Below are 19,810 nucleotides of genomic sequence, written 5' to 3'. Positions count from 1 at the left end.
AAGTTACCCACGGCGACGGCCTCGGTGGTTCCTCGGTCAACTACGGCTTCCCGGCCCACACCGACGAGGAATACCTCGGCGCCGTCATCCCCAGGATGAAGAACGCCAAGGTCTCGGCCCTGCTGCTGCCCGGCATCGGCACCGTCGACCACCTCAAGATGGCGCGCGACCTCGGCGTCAACACCATCCGTGTTGCCACCCACTGTACTGAAGCCGACGTCTCCGAGCAACACATCACCATGGCCCGCAAGCTGGACATGGATACCGTTGGCTTCCTCATGATGGCCCACATGAACAGCGCCGAAGGCCTGGTCAAGCAAGCCAAGCTCATGGAAGGCTACGGCGCCAACTGTATCTACGTCACCGATTCGGCCGGTCACCTGTTGCCGGAAGGCGTCAAGGAACGCCTGTCGGCCGTGCGTGCTGCATTGAAGCCGGAAACCGAACTCGGCTTCCACGGCCACCACAACCTGGCCATGGGCGTCGCCAACTCGATCGCCGCCATCGAAGTCGGGGCCAACCGCGTCGATGCCGCTGCGGCTGGTCTCGGCGCCGGGGCCGGCAACACACCGATGGAAGTGCTGATCGCCGTGTGCAGCCTGATGGGCATCGAAACCGGTGTTGATGTCGCGAAGATTACCGACGTCGCCGAAGACCTCGTCGTGCCGATGATGGACTTCCCGATTCGCATCGACCGCGATGCATTGACCCTCGGCTATGCCGGCGTCTATGGCTCCTTCCTGTTGTTCGCCAAGCGCGCTTCCGTCAAATACGGCGTACCGGCCCGCGACATTCTGGTCGAACTGGGCCGTCGCGGCATGGTTGGCGGCCAGGAGGACATGATTGAAGACACTGCCATGAGCATGGCGCGCGAACGAGGACTGATGGCATGAAATATGATTTCTCGGGTCGGGTGTTTGTCATATCCGGGGGCGGTAGCGGTATTGGCCGTGTCGCTTGCCAGGTGCTAGGCCGTGCAGGTGCACAGATAGTGATTGGCAATCGCAGTATTGAGAGTGGCGAGGATGTTGCCCACCAAGTTGTGATGGCTGGTGGTCGAGCGCTTTTTCGTCAAACTAATGTTGCCAAAGCCGATGATTGCAAGGCACTTGTAGACCTGGCAGTCAGAGAGTTCGGTGGTCTCCACGGTGCCTTTAACAATGCCGGAACACAACGCGATTTCCTTGATCTTCATGAAACTCCCGATGATGATTTTTCTGAGGTGATCGATACCAACCTCAAGGGCATCTGCTATCTGATGAAGTACGAAATTGCGTCGCTCCTACCGAGCGGAAAAGGCTCAATTGTGAATACCAGTTCCATTTTTGGTCTGAAAGCAATGCCGAAACTTGCTTACTACGTTGCTAGCAAGCATGGAGTCGTCGGCCTTACGAGGGCTGCTGCGCTGGACTACGCAGATCGTGGAATCAGGATCAATGCGGTGTGTCCCGGTCCAATTAAAACCCCCAGTCTTGACCGAGTTACCGGTGGCGACGATCACATGTACGACGGCGGAGTGCCAATGCGGCGAATTGGTAGCCCTGAGGAGGTGGTGGCATCGGTGATGTGGCTTCTATCGGACGAGTCCCGCTATGTGACCGGTACTTGCTTATCGGTAGACGGCGGCATGGTAGCGGCCTGACCTTTGGAGTATTAGGTAATATATTTATTTAAAACCAATTGAAATTCAATTGGTGGTCAATTGAAATATGCTATATTTAAGTTGCTGGATTTGTATCTCCAATTCAACTGACCATGTGATAGTTCAAATTATTTAGGAGGCATTAAATGAGTGATGATTCTGTTGTTCGCCGTCGCACAGCCGCTTCTGGCCAAAAGGGCCCGAATCGAGTTAACGACACCAAACTGCAAAGTCAGTACCAACCGTATAAGGACGCGGCGTGGGGATTCATCAACCACTGGTATCCAGCACTTTTTAGCCATGAATTGCCAGAAGACGGTGTCGAAGGAATTCAAATTTGTGGTGTTCCGATTGTTCTTCGCCGCTCGAAAGGCAAGGTGTATGCATTAAAGGACCAATGTTTGCACCGGGGTGTTCGGCTGTCGGCCAAGCCGATGTGTCTGACGGAAGACACTATCACCTGTTGGTACCATGGATTTACCTTCAATCTTGACGATGGGAAGTTGTCGACGATCGTTGCCAATCCAGACGACCACCTCATTGGTACAACTGGTATTACCACCTACGCGGTGGAAGAGGTCGCTGGCATGATCTTCGTCTTCGTTCGTGAGGATGATTATCCTGATGCGGACGTGCCGCCCCTGTCGCATGATTTGCCTATCCGCTTTCCGGAAAATAACGAGCGCTTCCCGCACCCACTGTGGCCGGATACTCCAAGCATCCTGGACAAGAATGCAGTCGTGCACGGTATGCATCGGACAGGTTTTGCTAATTGGCGAATTGCTTGCGAAAACGGTTTCGACAATGCCCACATCTTGGTTCACAAAGACAATGCCATCGTTCATGCAAAGGATTGGATTCTGCCACTGGGCATCGTTCCGACCTCCGACGACTGCATTGACTTGATCGAGGAAGAAGATGGTCCAAAGGGCATGATGCAGTGGCTGTTCACCGATAAGTGGCAGCCAATCCTTGAGAACAAGCTCCTCAACATGAAGGTGGAGAACGTCAACGGGCGTTTCTATCGTACTTCGGTTTTCCTGCCAGGCGTCTTGATGGTAGAAAACTGGCCTGAGGAGCATATCGTTCAGTACGAATTCTATGTACCTATCACCGACGACACCTATGAGTACTGGGAGGTTTTGGTTCGTGTGTGCAACACCGAGAAGGAACGGAAAGACTTTGGATACCGTTTCGAGCATCTGTTTAAGCCTCTCTGCTTGCACGGCTTCAATGATTGCGACTTGCATGCCCGTGAGGCTATGCAGGACTTCTACGGGGACGGTTCAGGTTGGGATGACGAGCAGTTGGTGTCTACTGACGTTTCGCCTATTACTTGGCGAAAATTGGCCTCGCGATGGAATCGAGGAATCGCCAAACCTGGCCGGGGTGTCGATGGCTCAATCAAGTCGAGCAGTATTCGATTCAAGAAAGCAGCTCAAGGCAAGGAACCATCGTACTTCGTCGACAAAATCGAGGATATCAATACGTTCAAAGGCTGAGTGCAGGTGATAGTGAGCCCCTCGTAGTCGGTGCATTTGTTAGGCAGCGGCCGCAAGGGGCTAGCAGTTCTCCAATAGAGGTAAACATGTCAAACAATAAAAATGTCACATTGCAATTTAGTGACGGTGTGAACAAATCCCTTACAGTCAATGATGGAGAGAGCGTACTTGATGCCGCCTTAGCATCCGGCCTGAACTTGATCCATCAGTGTCGTTCGGGTAGTTGTTCGTGCTGTATGGCCACCCTGACCGAGGGAAGTGCAAAGATGCGCTCCGGTTCGAGTTCGACACTGTTACGTAGCGAATTCGAGGCTGGCCAGCGCCTGCTATGCCTCGCTGAGCCGGAGAGCGACTGCACCTTTACGCTGAACTACGATAGCAATGCCGGCTTACAGCAAGTGAGCAAGGTTCGAGCCTTCATAGACGATATCGAATTGGTCGCTCACAACGTTGTACGACTGACTCTGGAATTGGCAGATGGTGACTGGCTCGACTTCAGTCCTGGGCAATTTGTTCAGATTAAGGTGCCAGGGCTAGGTGTGATGCGCAGCTACTCACCGGCCAGTACGTCAGCCGACCTACCAAAGATTATCTTGTTGATTCGTTTGTTGCCCGATGGCGCGATGTCGAATTATCTTCGAAGTGAGGCTGCTCGTGATGCGGTGTTGGAACTTGAAGGGCCGTTTGGCAGCTTCTTCCTAAGAGAGAAGGTAAAGGCTCCACATATCATGATTGCCGGAGGGACAGGGCTAGCGCCGGTAATGTCAATGATCGATTCCATTCAGAAAGCTTCCGGAAAGAAGCCACCAATTCTCTTGAGCTTTGGATGTGCTACACCAGATTCTCTGTTCTGTATGGAGGATATTGAGTTACGAAAACACTGGTTACCTAACATGACCTGCCGAATCTCAGTTGATAAGGGGGCGACAGGCAAGTTGTTGCAAGGAAATCCAGTTGGCGCGTTGCTTGATGGTGATGTAAAAGACCCAAATACCGTGGCATATATCTGTGGGCCTCAGCCGATGATTGAGGCGGCCTATCAACGCCTTCAGGAGCTTGGCGTCCGTCACGAAAATATATTTGCCGAGCAATTCACTCCGTCTAGTTGAAAAAATCCTCAGATCGAGTTTGTGGATTGATAAGCGGGAATATTTTTGCAAAGGGTTGCTTGGCAGGATAAGCAACGGATGGGCAGGGACAGAATGTCGATATCTGAATTGCAGTATTTGGAAGTGACAGAACTCGCTCAGTGCATTCGCCAGCGTGAGTTATCGCCGGTGGAGGTTACCGAGGCTATCTTGGCGCGTATTGAAGAACTCGATCCAAAACTACACGCTTATGCAAGCGTGTTTCCCGAATATGCGCTTACTCAAGCTCGGGAGGCTGAACGCGACATATTAAAAGGGGGGGCTGTTGGCCCTCTGTGCGGCGTACCAATTGGGATCAAGGACCTGTGCTGGGTTGCTGGCCATTCGACTGCAGCTGGAACAACGGTCTTTCGGGATTTCGTTCCTGTTGAGGATGCGACCGTTGTAAAACGTTTGCGTGCTGCAGGTGCAGTCATCTTGGGGAAATTGCAATTGACTGAGGGGGCCTTCGCTATGCACCATCCGAGCATACCAACTCCCTTAAACCCTTGGGGGGTAAATCATTGGTCAGGTGCCTCTTCCAGTGGATCTGGGGTGGCTACTGCCGCAGGGCTTTGTTATGCCGCGGTAGGTACTGATACAGGAGGGTCCATTCGCTTTCCCTCCGCGGCTAACGGACTCACCGGAATCAAGCCAACATGGGGAAGAGTGAGCAGGCATGGTGTATTTGAGTTGGCAGCAAGCATGGATCACGTCGGCTCGATGGCGCGATCTGCCTCTGATGCTTCGTTGTTGTTGGGGGCCATGGCTGGCTACGACCCTCTGGATCCGACCACGTTACCAGAAAAGAAAATCGATTTGCCGAGTACGGCTACAGACTTTCGTGGGCTAAAGATTGGCATTGATAGAGCCTGGAATGAGCGCGGCACAGATCCGGTTATTACTAGTGCACTTGATAGAGCGATTCGAGTTGTCTCTGGTCTGGGCGGTCAGTTCATCGATGTCAGCTTTCCTGATGCGAGAGCAGTGGTTAATGAGTGGGAAACAAACTGTGGCGTCGAGGTTGCGGTTGCGCATTCCAATACATTCCCAAGACTAGCTGCAGAGTATGGTCCAGCGTTATCTCGTCTGATAGAGATCGGACGCGCTACAAGTGCTATGGAATATCAGCGTGTATTGCTGAATCGGGCTGCATTTAAGGGCAAGTTGAACATGTTGATGCAGAGCGTCGATTTGTTGATTCTTCCTGTCCAGCCTTATGCGGCGCCAACTTACGATCAACTAGGTGCGCTAGCAGATGACCCTGAAGCAAATAGCAGGTTAATTCAGTTCACTGCACCTATTAATTCAAGTGGACATCCCGCGATTACGCTGCCGTGTGGCTTTACGGAAAACGGACTGCCGGTGGCTTTTCAGTTTGTCGCCTCCCATGGCCAAGAGGCACTCCTCTGCAGAGCGGGAATGGCCTTTCAGACCGTGACCGATTGGCATAAGAGGCATCCCAAAATACATTGATCCAGCGCTTTCACGGTCACCAAAATTTTCAAGGACTAGAAACTGTATGCCGATAAATGAAGTCGAAAATCCGGTAAGGCTGAGTGAATCTGCCTCCTCCAAATTTGCTTGCATTCAGGAGGGCGATGTAAGCCTTAAGTTGCATTACAACGATTTCGGCTGTGGTTCTGAAGTTGTGGTCATGCTGCACGGGTCAGGCCCAGGTGCAAGTGGTTGGGCTAACTTCAATCGGAATATCGAGCCGCTAGTTGCTTCTGGCTACCGAGTCATTCTGATGGATTGCCCTGGTTGGAGTAAGAGCGATCCGATTGTGTGCACTGGGTCGCGCTCAGATCTCAATGCTCGCTCACTAAAGGGGCTGCTTGATGTCCTTGAGGTAAACAAGGCTCACATCATCGGCAACTCTATGGGGGGACACAGTGCCGTGGCTTTTGCCCTGTCTAATCCTAGTCGAGTTGGGAAGTTGGTATTGATGGGGGGGGGTACCGGCGGTCCCAGCCAGTTCGTGCCAATGCCTACTGAGGGGATCAAGCTGATTCAGGCGCTGTATCGCGACCCAAGTATTGAGAATCTGAAGAAAATGATGGCTGTCTTCGTTTTCGATTCCAGTAGCTTGACTGAAGATCTCTATCAAGCCCGTTTAGATAACATGTTAGCGCGGCGAGAGCACCTCGATAATTTTGTTAAGAGTGTCGCTGCAAATCCAAAGCAGTTCCCCGATTGTGGTCCGCGACTTGGCGAAGTGACCGCGCCAACGCTTGTTATTTGGGGGCGCGATGATCGTTTTGTGCCGCTTGATGTCGGCCTGCGTCTGATTTGGGGAATGCCCAATGCCGAGATGCACATCTTCAACCGTTGTGGTCACTGGGCTCAGTGGGAGCATGCCGACAAGTTTAATCGCATGGTTCTCGATTTCCTCAAGCAATAGGGAAAGGTTCCTCGTAGGTACTTTGGCCGCCTTTGGGCGGCTTTTTTATTTTGCTTTTAAAAATAAAATGGATGACGTGTTGACCTGAGGCGCCTGCTAAGAAAGAGCGTGCGCCTGTTGCAGTGAAGTACAAGCATCCGACTGATGCCTCGTTTGCTTGGACCGGTCGCGGTCGCCAGCCGAAGTGGGGCGTTGCCTTTTTGGCGAATGGCGGCACGATCGAACAGCTAGCCGCGTGATAGGTGTCGGTGGTCACAGTCTTGTCATATGCTGACAGAACGACAGTAAGGCTTACCGGTCCTCGGCGGTCCTCGGTGAGCGAGAATATGCGCCCGGTGCACTCCACCGGGCGTTTTTTATTGTTGGGCGAATTCGGGTTTTCTGCGCTGTAGATTACGACCGAGGTAATCAGCCACGATAACGGGATGAGCCATGACTATCCTCTCGATCCAATCGTCTGAAACGCTGTTTTGTGGCTTATTAGCGCTAATACCAAACCTATGAACAATGGTTGGCCATCCTAAGCGTTGCCAAGTGCCAAGGCAGACCCCTATTGATCTGTGAATGTGGTTCATGTGCTAAGTTCAGGGTGTGATGTCACTTAGCAACTAGCTGCTAAATATGGTTGGGGCAGAGTGTGTTCAGTAGAAAAAAATCGTACTCAAGTACGGCTTGACTGGTTGTTTGTAGAGGCTATTCGTTACATGAATTCAAATTTGAATATTGATTTTCAGACTTTTTTTGTGTCAGTTTTGTCTATCGCTGCAGTCATTCTTGGCGGAGCGATATTTATGGTCAGGAAAATTCGTCGTGCCAAGGAAGAAATGCGAATCAGCAAGGAGTTTTTTCAAAGCACCTTCGACGCCGCTGCCGTTGGCATGGCGGTGGCAGCCGTTGATGGGCGCTACGTCAAGGTCAACCAGGCGATGTGCGAATTCGTTGGGTACTCTGAATCAGAATTGCTCAGCATGTCATACCAGGACATAACCTTTCTCGATGATCTTGAGGCCAATGTTCAAGGGCGCCAACGTTTGCTTGCTGGCGAAGTGCCGACTTTTCGTCTGGAAAAGCGTTACGTACGTAAGGATGGGCGAGTGGTATGGGCTGTCATGGTGGTATCCCAGATATTGGATACGAGTGGCTCAGTCATTTACACCGTAGGACAGATGCTCGATATCGATTCCCTCAAGCGTATAGAACAGAGTTTGCGGACCAGCCAGGCCAGTCTGGCCAATGCCCAGCGAATTAGCAGAATCGGCGACTGGGAATGGAATATCGGGGGCGATTCCATTGAGTGGTCCGAAGAGGTTTGCCATCTTTTGGGGATTGATCGGTTGCAAACCCCCAAGACTTGCCCAGAGGTGCTTGCATGGGTACACCCTGATGAGCGCTCTTTGCTTGAAGATGCGCTCTATGTTGCATTGCATGACCTCAAAATGTTTGCCATCGATTTTCAAATAGCCCATCCGACGGACGGTAGTCAACGCTTCGTCTGCCTCCGTGGCGAGGTCATCGTTGATGGAGCAGGAAAGCCGGAACGAATCCGTGGAACCTTGCAGGACATCACTGAACGTAAGCAAACGGAATTGGCTTTGGTCGAGTCGCGCCAATTGTTAAGAGAGTTATCGCGGCATCAAAAAACCCTTCTCGAAGAAGAGCGGAAATACATCGCTCATGAAATCCATGATGAACTTGGTCAGCGTCTGACAGCGCTAAAAATGGATATTTCCCTGCTCCGCCTGCGTTTTGGCAAAGACCCCGAATTGCTGGAAAAGCTGGAGGAAATGCGAGGGCTTGCCGAAGGTACCATCAGCGTTGTCCGCAATATTTCTAGTGACCTACGGCCGTCTGCCCTCGATCTGGGCTTGGTTCCGGCCATCGAGTGGCTCGCGCAGGACTTGGAATCGCATTCGGATATTTGTTGTCGTCTTGACTTGGGAAATGAAGAAATTCCGATGAACGATACTCAAGCGACCGTTGTTTTTCGTGTCGTTCAGGAGTCATTGACAAACATCGCGCGTCACGCCAAGGCCAGCGAGGTCGTTATCGCGCTCATAGTTGGCAATGGTCAGCTCCAATTGCAGATTCAGGATGATGGATGTGGTTTTGATCCGACTGCGGTGATCCAGTCACAGGGGTTCGGGCTTTTTGGCATGCGAGAGCGGACTCTTGGCTTGGGCGGAAAGCTGCGGATCGATAGTGCGCCAGGTCGGGGAACGACGGTATCGATAGAGTTCCCCTTTTCAATGGAGGTGAAAGAGTGATCAGGATCATTATCGCCGACGACCATGCGATCATGCGTAGCGGGCTGAGACAGATCATTGCGACAACTGACGATATCGTGGTGGTTGGCGAAGCGACGAAGGGCCTGGAGGTTCTGGATCGTATAGAAGAATGGCAGTTTGACCTGCTATTGCTTGATATGGGGATGCCCGGCGTGCAGGGAGTTGATCTGATCCAGAGCATTCGGAGTCGATCGCCAGCGCTGCCAATACTGGTACTGTCCATGCACAACGAAGGACAGATCGTTGCCCGCGCGATCAAGGCAGGTGCTTGTGGCTACGTGACCAAGGATAGCGAACCGGAGATTTTGATCGCTGGTATTCGCAGAGTTGCCGCCGGTGGGAAGTTCATGGACCCGGCCTTGGTCGATGTCATGCTGTTCGACACCACTAGTGGCGTCGAACAGCCACGCCAAGCTCTTTCCGGGCGTGAACGCCAGGTTCTGGAGGGAATCTCGGCAGGGCAGTCACTCGGACAAATCGCCGAAGAGCTTCATCTGAGCCCCAAGACTGTCAGCACCCACAAGATGCGCTTGATGGAAAAGCTGAGTATCGATAACAACGCCGATTTGATGCGTTACGCCATTCGTCACGGCCTGGCAGGCGATTGATTCGAGGCAGTTGTTTCTGCAAGGCAAATAATTTTTGCTGAACAGAGTAAAAGTTGTCGCTGTTTATCGTGTACGCATATCTGTGTCAATCAGGGTATTCCGTAATAAATTCAGGAAAATCTGACATACAGAAAAATGAATCATGGATATCTTGTTCTCTAAGCTAGATGCTCTTTGGCTTGGGGTGGACGAGGCGTTCAAAAGACCTTGCCGCATGAGTTAATTGCAAGGTTAAGCAATTCCACATTTGGGAATATGCGACCGCACCAACTGAGAAGCTCGTGAAAATAAATCTGCCCGTCACGCAGAACGAAGTCGCCTATCCAAAAGGCCGATACCTCGTTTCCAAAACTGATCTCAAAGGCGTCATCACGCATGCCAACGATGCATTCGTGGAAATTAGCGGTTTTAGCCGTCAGGAGTTGATCGGCAACTCGCACAATATGGTGCGCCACCCGGACATGCCACCCGAGGCGTTTGCCGATTTGTGGCGGACAGTCAAGAGTGGCTTGCCGTGGCATGGCGTCGTCAAAAACCGATGCAAAAATGGCGACTACTATTGGGTCAAGGCCTTTGTTGTACCGGTGCGCAAGAATGGCCAGACGGTCGGTTACATGTCAGTTCGTACCGAACCCGCCCGGGAACTGGTCAGCGAAGTTGAAGGCTTGTACCGTCAGGTTCGCGAAAAAAAGGCGAAACTACCAACGGTAAATCCAGGCTTGCTCGGGCGCTTTTCGTTCAGTACCCGGTTATGGACCATCATGGGCGCGATGGCGGCGCTGACCGCTGGCATCACCGTGGCGTCATTCGCTGGCGAACTGACATCGGAAAGGGTTCTCTTCGTCGGGGTGGCTGCCTTGATCTCCACCTTTATCGCAATCTCGGTCGGCGTCTATCTCTCCATCAAGATCGATCGGCCGCTTTCCACTGTCGCGGAATTTTTTGACCAGATAGCCGAAGGTAATCTGACCAACGATGTCGATGTCTCCAACAGGGACGAAACAGGATTCCTTTTCTGCCAATTGGGCGGAATGCAGGTTCACCTCCTCGCCATGCTTGATGATATCTCCAGCGCTGCCGCCGCAATTGAAACCCGCTGCCAGAACTTGAGTTCGCAGATGGGGCAAGTCAACGAACAGTCCACCCTGCAGTTTGACAGTGCCAAGAGTGTGGCTGCCGCCACCGAAGAGCTCAGTGTCTCTGTTCGCGAAGTCGCCAACAGCGCAAGCGACACAACAAGCGCAGCGCAACGTGCTCAGCAACTGATCAAATCAGGAAATGCCAGAATCAGGGAAACGGTACAGATGACCACGCGCGTCGTCGATGCCGTGGAGCGGTCGAGTTCGACGATTAATACCCTGTCTGCTGCCATTAACAAGATTGGCAGCATTACCAAGGTGATTACCGACATTGCGGGGCAAACCAATCTTCTGGCGCTGAATGCCGCTATTGAAGCAGCTCGCGCCGGTGAGCAGGGGCGTGGCTTTGCCGTCGTCGCCGACGAGGTGAGAACCCTGGCTGAGCGAACCTCGACGAGTACGCGAGATATCGCCGCTACCATCGCCGAGATTCAGAGCGTGACACAGGAAGCCGTGGAGGCCATGGCCTCGGCCCGCAAGGAAGTCGAGGCGACAACGACCTCCCTGCAAAGCAGTGCCGAGAGCCTGGATGGCGTAACGCTGGCTGCCGATGAGGTAGCCGAGATGGCGCAAAGCATCTCGGCGGCTACCGTCGAACAAACCCAAGCTAGCGAAGAGGTCGCCCAGAACATGGAGCGGATTACACAACTGATCGAGGGCAACCTGCAGGCAGCTCAGCAAGCAAATCTGGATTCCAATGAATTGCTCGAGACGTCAGTGGGTTTGAAGGTCTTGATCAGCGGATTCCAGATTCATAAAAGGTGAAGAGGCGAACAATCGCTCACCCCGGCCACGGGGGACCACCTACTAAAGAAAAACCAAGGGGAAACATCATGCGAAACATTCCGATATTCAGCTCCGAGACTCACAAATTCATTCTCTTGAATGAGAGTGAGCCCGGAGAGGAGGATGGTATTCGCTCCAACCAGTATCTGATTGTTCATGAGGACAATGGCGTCTTGCTCGATCCAGGCGGTTTCGGTGTCATGCCGCGGGTGCTCTCGGAACTGCTGAACTATGTCAGTCCGGACAAGCTGAAGGCGATCATGCTCTCGCATCAGGATCCGGATATCGTCGGCGGTATCGCCACCTGGCTTGAAATCACTGATGCACCAGTTTACGTGTCCAGTATCTGGTTGCGCTTTCTTCCCCATTATGGGGTTTCGTCCATGCAGCGCTTTGTTGGCGTCCCGGACGAAGGGATGAACTGCCAATTGGCTCCGGATTTCGATCTGAAATTGGTGCCTGCCCATTTCCTGCATTCAGAAGGGCAGATCAATGTCTACGATCCGATCGCCAAGGTCTTGTTTACCGGCGATATCGGCGCTGCCATGATGCCGGATGGGGAAGACTGCCCCTATGTGGACGACTTGACAGCCCATTTGCCTTATATCGAAGGTTTTCACCGTCGTTACATGTGCTCCAACCGGGCGGCTCGTTTCTGGGTCGAGGCCGTTTCCAAATTGGACATTGACTTCATTGCCCCGCAGCATGGTCCGGTTTATCGTGGCGCCGCTGTTCCTGCCTTCCTCGACTGGTTCAGAAATCTGGAATGTGGTGTCGACCTGATGGTGGGGGCAGGTCGATTCCAGCAGGGGGTTTGAGGATGACGAGCATCGCGCGACTTCATCCCGAGCGCCAGGCGGAAATGCGGCAAAAGGTTCTCGAGCGGTTTACTGCCCTATTCGAGAATCAGACCAGAACCCGACTTTTCGCAGCGAGCGTTACCGAATTAACCCAGAGTACCCATGCGGAGCTTCTTGCCGGGCTCAAAGAGTCCATTGCGCGGGTTACCTCGGCAAAACTGGAGCAAGCAGAGCGGGACGAGATCACGACCAGCCTCAAGCAGGCGGTTGCCCGCTGTAGCCGGCTCGACAGGACACTGGATCTTTTGCTCGGAGAGCGACGGCGACAGTGGCAGCGTAATGCGAATGGTCTTCAGCAGGTCATGCTTGAGTTCAACCGGATGACCAAGGATCTGGCCGGCACCTTGATCGAGAAAGATCTTCTCGAACGGCAAAGCCGGGTTCTCGAAACCATCGTTCTCTCCCACGAAAAAGTCACCCAGTGGAAAGCCTTTGTCCAAGAGGTGTTGCTCGGCTTTCATGCCTTCTTTCCGTTCGACGTTTTCTTTATTGCCTTTGCCGAAGACAACATCCTGTCACTCTATATCTATTACATGGGCGACTACCCGGAAGAGGTAAAGAGGCGCGCAAGAGAAAATCTGGCGCGGGACATGATCGGACACCTGAGCCTGCCAGCCGACGTGCCTTTGGATATTGAAGAGTTTCAGGTCATCCATAAAAAGGGCAGGGCACATGCGGATATTGAGAATATCCAAATGATAACGGTGCCTGTTCCCGACCTCGATACCTCCAATCTGGCCGGACTCCTCGGTATCGCCTATGCGTCAACCGATGGCCTGACCGCTCAGGAAAGCAGTGTCATCCATTCGATTTTGGCGGTGATGGTGATGGTGGTGGGGTCGAGTAAGGCCCTGAGCCGAACGCTGTCTGAACTCGAATACTACTCGACGCACGACCCGTTAACGGGGTTGCATAACCGGCGATATTTCAACGACATTCTTGATTATGAAATAGGCCGTTCGGAGCGACATCAGCACGAATTTTCCATTCTCATGCTGGATCTGGACGACTTCAAGGATGTTAATGACACCTATGGCCACCCGTGTGGTGACAGCGTCTTGCGGCAGGTCGCAGAGACCATGCGTTCGGTCATGCGTAAAGGCGATTTGGCAACTCGCATCGGCGGCGATGAGTTCGCGATTATTTTGGTTGAGACTGGTATCGACGGCGCGATGATCGTTGCTGAAAAGCTCAGAACTGAATTGCGGCAGATGACCTTCGAGGGGGAGGATGGCAAGTATTTTCACATCACCACCTCGATTGGTGCCGTCAGCTATCCGGGCGACGCGAAGAGCATTTCCGACTTGATGGCCGGCGTTGATCTCGGCCTCTATCGCGCCAAGGAGCTAGGGAAGGATTCGATCGGGACGCTGGAGTCGGTAAAAGATCGCCTGCATGTCAGCCGACTGAACCGTGACTATGCCGAAACGCTGCGTGCCTCGTTACGGGAAGGGCGTGTCGTTCCCTACTATCAGACAATCTTTGACTGCAAGACAGGCGAACCTTTTGCATACGAGACGCTGGCCCGGATCAAGGAAACTGACGGAAAAATACTGACCGCTGGCGCCTTCATCGAGACGATCGAAAAATATGGGCTCGGGCGGGAACTCGATCGCGCCATCATTGAACAGGCATTAGTTGCTGCGCGTGTGCAGCTAGACGAAAACAAACCACCGTTCCGCCTGTTCATCAATCTATCTGCCCAGGAAATTCAGGGGCGGGGAATTCTTGGCTATGCAGAGCAACTCTGTACTGAACTAGAAATTCCGCCGAACATCATTGTCTTTGAAATTCTCGAACGTGATGCCATCAGTGACATGACTCACATGAGAAAATTTCTTGGCGACTTGAGGAAAAAAGGATTCCTGTTTGCGCTCGATGACTTTGGCAGTGGCTACAACTCTTTCCACTATCTGCGGGAGTTGTCCTTTGATTACGTCAAGATCGATGGTGCGTTTGTGAAGAACATCGTCAAATCCAAGATCGATAGTACGCTAGTGCGCAACTTGACTCGCCTCTGTCAGGAGCTCGGTATTTTGACGATTGCGGAGTTCGTCGAATCAGAGGATATCTTGCTAGCCTTGCAGGAAATGGGTGTCGACTATGCACAAGGGTTTCACCTCGGTATCCCTGCCGCAAGGATGCCGTAATTCGCTCCAGGCAACCGATTTTTGGGCAAATTAGACGAACGCGTTTCCGTTGATTCCTGAGTACAACTTGTCGAGTTGTGTTTCCTATCCCATCGCCCAAATTACCCACGATAACGCTGGTTATCGTGAGTAACGCACGCTTCTGACTGGAGTTCGGCCTTATGTAGAGCTCTACATAAGGCCGAACTCCAGCCGATCAAAAGTTTTCGCCAACGCTCACTCCTCGGCCTTTGCGGCCATTGGTGCCCGCGGGCTAGAATGGCCGCTACCGGCCCAAAACAGCCATGGTTTCAGGGATAAAAAGAAGCAAACACGCGAATGTGTTGATGAGTGACCGTGCATCTTGCTGTCGTCCCATCATCCTCGATTTCTAGACGCTATCGAAAGTTGCCTCAATGAAGTGGATTACCGCACTCGATCTGGACCAATGGGCGGACACCATTCCCGCCCGTGTTGACTTCCCTGGCATGGTCGGCGACTTGATCCGGGCCTCTCTGACCGACATCTCCGACTTCCGCTTCCCCAGCGGAGACAAGGGTCAGGTACGTGGTTTTGACGGCGTGCTTGATGCTGAAAGCGACTACGCCTTCATCCCAGACGGTGAGTCAGTGTGGGAGTTCGGCGTCACAGAAGGCGGTGCGACGAAGGCGAACGGTGACTATAAGAAGCGCACCGACCAAATCGACCCAGAAGTGCGAAAGCACACCACCTTCGTGTTCGTTTCGCCCAGAACCTGGGACAGCAGCAAGGGCATGAAGCGCGAAGACTGGATCAAGGAGAAGTGCGCGCTCGACGAGTGGAAGAACGTCATGTACATCGACGGCTCGATGCTCGAAGACTGGTTGGCAGACTGCCCGCCCGTTGCTGCCCGCTACGCCAAACATCACCTCAAGAAGATGCCGCTCTCCGGCGCGCAGAGTACCGCCGACTTCTGGGAGGAGTTCTCCACGAGATTCGCACCGCAACTGGTCGAAAAGGTTCTGCTGGCCGGACGCGAGGATCAAGCCAAGCAGCTCATCCAGCAACTGAGCGAAGGCCCAGGGAAGCTGCTGTACGCGGCCGACGCGCCTGACGAGGTTGTTGCCTTCGCGATCGCCGCAATCCGTAGCGCCGACCCGGCCGTGAGGTTGTTCATCGAGGCCAAGACGTTGGTGGTTGACTCCGAGGACGCAGTACGCCAGCTCGCCAACAAGAAGGGGCTCTCATTCCTTCTGAGAGGCCAAGCGCGCAGCTTGGCCGGTCTGTTGGTGCAAAGCGGCCCAACGGTTGTGAGCGCCGGAGCCGACGAGCGACGGCCTGACCATGTCAAGCTCAACCGCCCGAATAGCTCCCAGCTGGGTGATGCCTTTGTTGAAATGGGCTTCCAGCAGCAAGAGGGGTATGACCTGGCGCGGAAGTGTGGCCGGAGCCTTGCCGTCTTGGCTCGGCTGCTGCCCAGCGGCAATGCCACGAAGCCTCAATGGCTTGATAGCGCTGAGCCATTGATACCGGCGATGCTCGCTGGAGCCTGGCACGCACCATCTAAGCCCGACACCAACGTGTTGTGCGCGTTGGCGCAGACCGACGATTACGACAACGTTGAAGCCCCACTCCGCCGACTTGCCAGACTTCAGGACCCGCCGGTAGATCGCGTTGGTGATGTATGGTCGATGCGTGCATCGGTCGACGCCTTCGTGAACATGGCCCATCTGCTAGGACCAAAGCATCTGGAGCGGTTTAAGGAAGCGGCAATCGCCGTGTTCTCCCAAGTCGTCGAGCCGCCGAAGGCCGAAGAAGTGTTCAGGCCCCGAGAAGAGCGCGAGGCAGTGCACAGCGGATGGCTCAAGGACGGTCTGATGACGACCCTGCTACACATGGCAGTGCTCCATGAGCAGGCCGCATTCACTGTGACTGGTAGTACCCCGACCGACTTCGTGAACGGTATCGTGCGGGCGCTACCCGGCCTAACCAAGGATCACCGGCTGCTAGCCGCCCTGCAAGACCAGCTGCCTCTTCTTGCGGAGGCTGCCCCCGTCCCTTTCCTTGAGGCCCTCGAGCAGATGCTCGAGGGCGACGCCTCGGGCATCAAACCCATCTTCGAAGAATTTGACGGGTTCTTTACATCACGTGCGTACCACTATGGCGTTTTGTGGGCACTGGAGGTGATCGCGTGGGACCCAAATCTGCTGCTGCGCGCTGCGATGTGCTTGGCTCGCCTGGCTGCTATCGACCCAGGGGGCTCGGAAAGCAACCGCCCCATCAATAGCCTGCGTGCCATCTTCCTGTCGTGGTCACCGAACTCGTCCGCGAATGCTGCGCAGCGGGCCGGGGTGCTGACGCATGTTGTTGAGGCCATTCCCGACATTGCGTGGCAGTTGCTGACCAAGCTGCTTCCAAAACCGCATGACTCCTCCAGCCCGACGCAGAAGCCGAAGTTCCGTGAGTACGGTGATGGGAAGCCCGAGGTTCTGACCTACGGATTAGTGTGGCAGAGCCAGATCGCCGTCATCAGGCTCGCTCTCGCCCGCGTCGGCCACGACCCGGCACGCTGGGCTACGCTCATCGATGCGCTTCACCAGTGTCCGAAGGAAGCGTTTCACGAGACAGTTGATGCGTTGCGAGCTGTGCTGGCCACGCCTCACGAGGGCACCTTCCAGATTTGGGACCATCTCCGTAAGGAGGTAAACCGGCACAGGACTTTCGCGGGAACGGATTGGGCTCTTCGAGACGAGCCGCTGGTCATCCTCGACGAACTCGTCATGCAGCATGCGCCGCAGAGCCCGGTGCTGCTGGTGTCCTGGCTCTTCGACGATTGGATGCCTGATGTGCCTGGAAAAGAGGCCAATGCTGACAATCCAATGGAGAGCATTGAGGCGGCGCGTGCGACAGCTCTTGCAGAGGTCTATGCGGCAGGCGGTATCGCAGGGCTTGTCGAACTGGCGGGCAAGGTGAAGCTTCCATCGCATGTCGCGTATGCCAGCAAGACCCTGCAACTGGAGAAGGAAGAGTTGCTGGGGGGGCTGCATTCAGCGCTGCAAGCAGGAGAAGCTCTCGTCCCATTTGCTGACGTGGTGCTGGCCGACGTCGTCCAGCGCTTCGGTGAGGATGGGGAATCCCGCGTACGTACCGAATTGCAAAGCCTGGGGCTCGAGCCAGATCTCATGGCCCGGCTGCTGATGAAATTGCCCGAGGGCAAGAGCACGTGGACTTACGTCGCCACGTTTGGTGAAGGCATTGAGAATGCCTACTGGCGTACCAAGCACTCCTACTTCGTGGACGGCAGAGCGGATGAGCTACTCGAGGCGATAGGCGAATACACACGCCGCGGCCGATTCATCGCAGCGCTGGACGCCTCAAGCCGGCGACTCAAGGACGTGCCGACGACTCTGTTGATGGAGTTGCTGAGGAACGCGATCCCAGAAATCAACGCCAAGAACACCCGCGGCAACATGCCGCTGTACATCGTCGAACGCGGTTTCGACGAGTTGAGGCTCCGGACCGATGTGCCGTTGGATGACATCGCGCAGCTTGAGTTCGCTTACTTGCCCATGTTCCGCAGGCATGAAAAGCCACTCCTGCTTCATCGCCTCTTGGCCGAGAGACCCGGCCTCTTCGTCGAGGTCTTAACCGCCGTCTACAAGCCCGAGCACGGCGAAGTAGTGCCACCTGATGACGACTCGCAGCGCCTGGCAACTTCCGCGTACGAGCTACTTGAAGGCCTTCATACGCTTCCTGGGCAAGTCGACGACAAGATTGATGGAGAGAAGCTCCTCGCGTGGTGCATGGATGTGCGCGAACTGGCCACGAAGGCCGACCGTTTGCCGATGGCCGAGCAGCGCGTCGGTCAGTTGCTGTCTCGAGCCCCGACGGACCCCGGCGATGGCGTATGGCCCCATGAGGCAGTGCGTGTGGCCATCGAAAAGTTGTCATCCGACCGGTTAGAGCGCGGACTGTCCCTCGGTCGTATTAACCTGCGCGGCGTCTATTCGAAGGCAATCGGTGAAGGTGGCGCGCAGGAACGTGAGCTGGCCGCTGAGTGCCTACGGTGGGCCGATGCCATGCCGAAGTTCCCACGCACGGCGGCAATGCTCAGGCGGATTGCTGAGAACTGGACAAGGTACGCTGAGCGTGCTGACATTGAGGCGGCAGAAGAAGCGCTGAAGTGGTGACGACTGGGGTGGCTTAAACCACAGTCGACCGAGGCGCTGACGTTCAGCATCGATCGAAGTTGAACGGCCGGTAACCTTCCCACTGCAGCCAGAACATGCTAGCCAGTCGAATGGCCGTTTTGGCCGAACTATGGACTGTCTATGACTGCAACAGGCAACGGGTAACAAGTCGGCATTTGGTCGTTTGCTTGTTCGGCATATCAGATCGGCAAACTATTAGTCCCGGTCTCATGACTACTCTGGTCGATATCTCACTCGAATAAGCGAAACTGACAAGGCGAGATTTCGAGCATACGTCGAATAATTAATCCCACCACGGGCGTGGTGGAAATCAATGCTCCATCGGAAATTACGGCCGCGCTTACATTGCGCGGGATTGCAATGCTCATCAGCTTTTGGCCGCAGCGGATACGGACTACCTCGCCACGCGACGTATGGCGTCGTTGGATCACCGCATCGCACATATAGACTGGAGTTGGAGCTGAATACCCGAGCGGTTTTCCAGTTCTGATGAGTAGGCGGAGATCGGTATTTGGACACGCCAACTCGAGGAACGTCGTTGACTGCAATGTCGCAACTAGCCTGATTAAACCGAGGCGAACACGGTGCCAGGTCAGTCCGGAGAGGGACAGCATTGGGCAGTGTGGGCGATTGGTTTGTCGAACTAACACGCCGAGTTCTCTCGCCAGCAATCCGAGCAGTTGGAGCATCGTTGCAGCGAGTCGGATCGCGACATCCTGCGTAAAGCTTGGCTCTGCGTTGGATGGGTGCTCGATCATGAGCGTCGCATGGCTAACATGATCGGTGAGCACTATCCGACAATCCGATTGGTGGCCGAAAGCTCCGTGCGCCACGGTGCAAAGTATGTTTTGCAGTTCTTCGACGTGAGCTGCAGGTAGTGCAGGGGTGATCGATAAGATCGGAATGGTTGTATTTGGCATGCATACCTCCACGCGGTTTAAACGTGTCGGCGCTGTGCCGCTCGCATAGCAGCGCCCGGCCAACAAAAGGGGCTAATTGGCCGGGTTCTATGCTCCAGGGAGCGAAGGGCGGTAGGGGGCGTCGCGTGCGGGGTCGCGACTTTTGGAGCTAATTAACGTATGGACGTGGCAAGCCCCGTACGAAATCTTTGGAGGTATAGGTATGGGAGGCGATTAGG

14 protein-coding genes are annotated in these 19,810 nt (G+C 54.3%); 13 read left to right on the top strand and 1 reads right to left on the bottom strand.

Going from position 1 to position 19,810, the window contains the following annotated elements; genetic code table 11:
- From dmpG to WBK19_RS08945, 13 genes are all read left to right on the top strand, one after another.
- Positions 1-893: 4-hydroxy-2-oxovalerate aldolase (dmpG, locus tag WBK19_RS09005; protein WP_511288944.1), on the top strand; the 893-nt coding region annotated here is incomplete at its 5' end.
- Positions 890-1,642, top strand: a complete 753-nt coding sequence (locus WBK19_RS09000) for an SDR family NAD(P)-dependent oxidoreductase (RefSeq protein ID WP_511288942.1) — start codon at positions 890-892, stop codon at positions 1,640-1,642. The genes dmpG and WBK19_RS09000, both read left to right, overlap by 4 nt.
- A 146-nt stretch (positions 1,643-1,788) precedes the next feature.
- Positions 1,789-3,144: an aromatic ring-hydroxylating dioxygenase subunit alpha gene (locus WBK19_RS08995; RefSeq protein WP_511288940.1), complete on the top strand. Its 1,356-nt coding sequence runs from the start codon at positions 1,789-1,791 to the stop codon at positions 3,142-3,144.
- A gap of 86 nt (positions 3,145-3,230) precedes the next feature.
- Positions 3,231-4,253: an FAD-binding oxidoreductase gene (locus WBK19_RS08990; RefSeq protein WP_511288938.1), complete on the top strand. Its 1,023-nt coding sequence runs from the start codon at positions 3,231-3,233 to the stop codon at positions 4,251-4,253.
- Between the two features lie 93 nt (positions 4,254-4,346).
- Positions 4,347-5,747, top strand: coding sequence for an amidase (locus WBK19_RS08985; protein WP_511288936.1), 1,401 nt, complete (start codon positions 4,347-4,349; stop codon positions 5,745-5,747).
- Between the two features lie 46 nt (positions 5,748-5,793).
- Positions 5,794-6,675 (top strand): alpha/beta fold hydrolase, encoded by an 882-nt coding sequence (locus WBK19_RS08980; RefSeq protein ID WP_511288934.1) that lies wholly within the window; start codon positions 5,794-5,796, stop codon positions 6,673-6,675.
- Positions 6,676-6,797: 122 nt separating this feature from the next.
- Positions 6,798-6,914, top strand: coding sequence for an H-NS family nucleoid-associated regulatory protein (locus WBK19_RS08975; protein WP_511288932.1), 117 nt, complete (start codon positions 6,798-6,800; stop codon positions 6,912-6,914).
- A gap of 465 nt (positions 6,915-7,379) precedes the next feature.
- Positions 7,380-8,939 (top strand): sensor histidine kinase, encoded by a 1,560-nt coding sequence (locus tag WBK19_RS08970; protein ID WP_511288930.1) that lies wholly within the window; start codon positions 7,380-7,382, stop codon positions 8,937-8,939.
- Positions 8,936-9,568, top strand: a complete 633-nt coding sequence (locus WBK19_RS08965; RefSeq protein ID WP_511288928.1) for a response regulator — start codon at positions 8,936-8,938, stop codon at positions 9,566-9,568. The genes WBK19_RS08970 and WBK19_RS08965 overlap by 4 nt, the downstream gene beginning before the upstream one ends.
- A gap of 281 nt (positions 9,569-9,849) precedes the next feature.
- Positions 9,850-11,472 carry a methyl-accepting chemotaxis protein gene (locus tag WBK19_RS08960; protein WP_511288926.1) on the top strand — a complete coding sequence of 541 codons (1,623 nt, stop codon included), beginning with the start codon at positions 9,850-9,852 and terminating at the stop codon, positions 11,470-11,472.
- Positions 11,473-11,540: 68 nt separating this feature from the next.
- Positions 11,541-12,311 carry an oxygen-binding di-iron domain-containing protein gene (locus tag WBK19_RS08955; RefSeq protein WP_511288924.1) on the top strand — a complete coding sequence of 257 codons (771 nt, stop codon included), beginning with the start codon at positions 11,541-11,543 and terminating at the stop codon, positions 12,309-12,311.
- 2 nt (positions 12,312-12,313) lie between these two features.
- Positions 12,314-14,503: a putative bifunctional diguanylate cyclase/phosphodiesterase gene (locus WBK19_RS08950; protein ID WP_511288922.1), complete on the top strand. Its 2,190-nt coding sequence runs from the start codon at positions 12,314-12,316 to the stop codon at positions 14,501-14,503.
- Positions 14,504-14,898: 395 nt separating this feature from the next.
- Entirely contained in the window at positions 14,899-18,651 is a 3,753-nt protein-coding gene (locus tag WBK19_RS08945; RefSeq protein WP_511288920.1) for a hypothetical protein, read from the top strand.
- 251 nt (positions 18,652-18,902) lie between these two features.
- Here WBK19_RS08945 and WBK19_RS08940 read toward each other — a convergent pair whose 3' ends face one another.
- Positions 18,903-19,592 (bottom strand): hypothetical protein, encoded by a 690-nt coding sequence (locus tag WBK19_RS08940; protein ID WP_511288918.1) that lies wholly within the window; start codon positions 19,590-19,592, stop codon positions 18,903-18,905.
- Positions 19,593-19,810: the final 218 nt, after the last annotated feature.

Source organism: Azonexus sp. (assembly GCF_049652925.1).
GTDB lineage: Bacteria > Pseudomonadota > Gammaproteobacteria > Burkholderiales > Rhodocyclaceae > Azonexus.
This window is presented reverse-complemented; position numbering and strand designations above follow the sequence as displayed.

Coding starts and splice junctions, on each gene's coding strand:
- WBK19_RS09000 (WP_511288942.1), top strand. CDS start 890: ATGAAATATGATTTCTCGGGTCGGGTGTTTGTCATATCCGGGGGCGGT.
- WBK19_RS08995 (WP_511288940.1), top strand. CDS start 1,789: ATGAGTGATGATTCTGTTGTTCGCCGTCGCACAGCCGCTTCTGGCCAA.
- WBK19_RS08990 (WP_511288938.1), top strand. CDS start 3,231: ATGTCAAACAATAAAAATGTCACATTGCAATTTAGTGACGGTGTGAAC.
- WBK19_RS08985 (WP_511288936.1), top strand. CDS start 4,347: ATGTCGATATCTGAATTGCAGTATTTGGAAGTGACAGAACTCGCTCAG.
- WBK19_RS08980 (WP_511288934.1), top strand. CDS start 5,794: ATGCCGATAAATGAAGTCGAAAATCCGGTAAGGCTGAGTGAATCTGCC.
- WBK19_RS08970 (WP_511288930.1), top strand. CDS start 7,380: ATGAATTCAAATTTGAATATTGATTTTCAGACTTTTTTTGTGTCAGTT.
- WBK19_RS08955 (WP_511288924.1), top strand. CDS start 11,541: ATGCGAAACATTCCGATATTCAGCTCCGAGACTCACAAATTCATTCTC.
- WBK19_RS08950 (WP_511288922.1), top strand. CDS start 12,314: ATGACGAGCATCGCGCGACTTCATCCCGAGCGCCAGGCGGAAATGCGG.
- WBK19_RS08945 (WP_511288920.1), top strand. CDS start 14,899: ATGAAGTGGATTACCGCACTCGATCTGGACCAATGGGCGGACACCATT.
- WBK19_RS08940 (WP_511288918.1), bottom strand. CDS start 19,592: ATGCCAAATACAACCATTCCGATCTTATCGATCACCCCTGCACTACCT.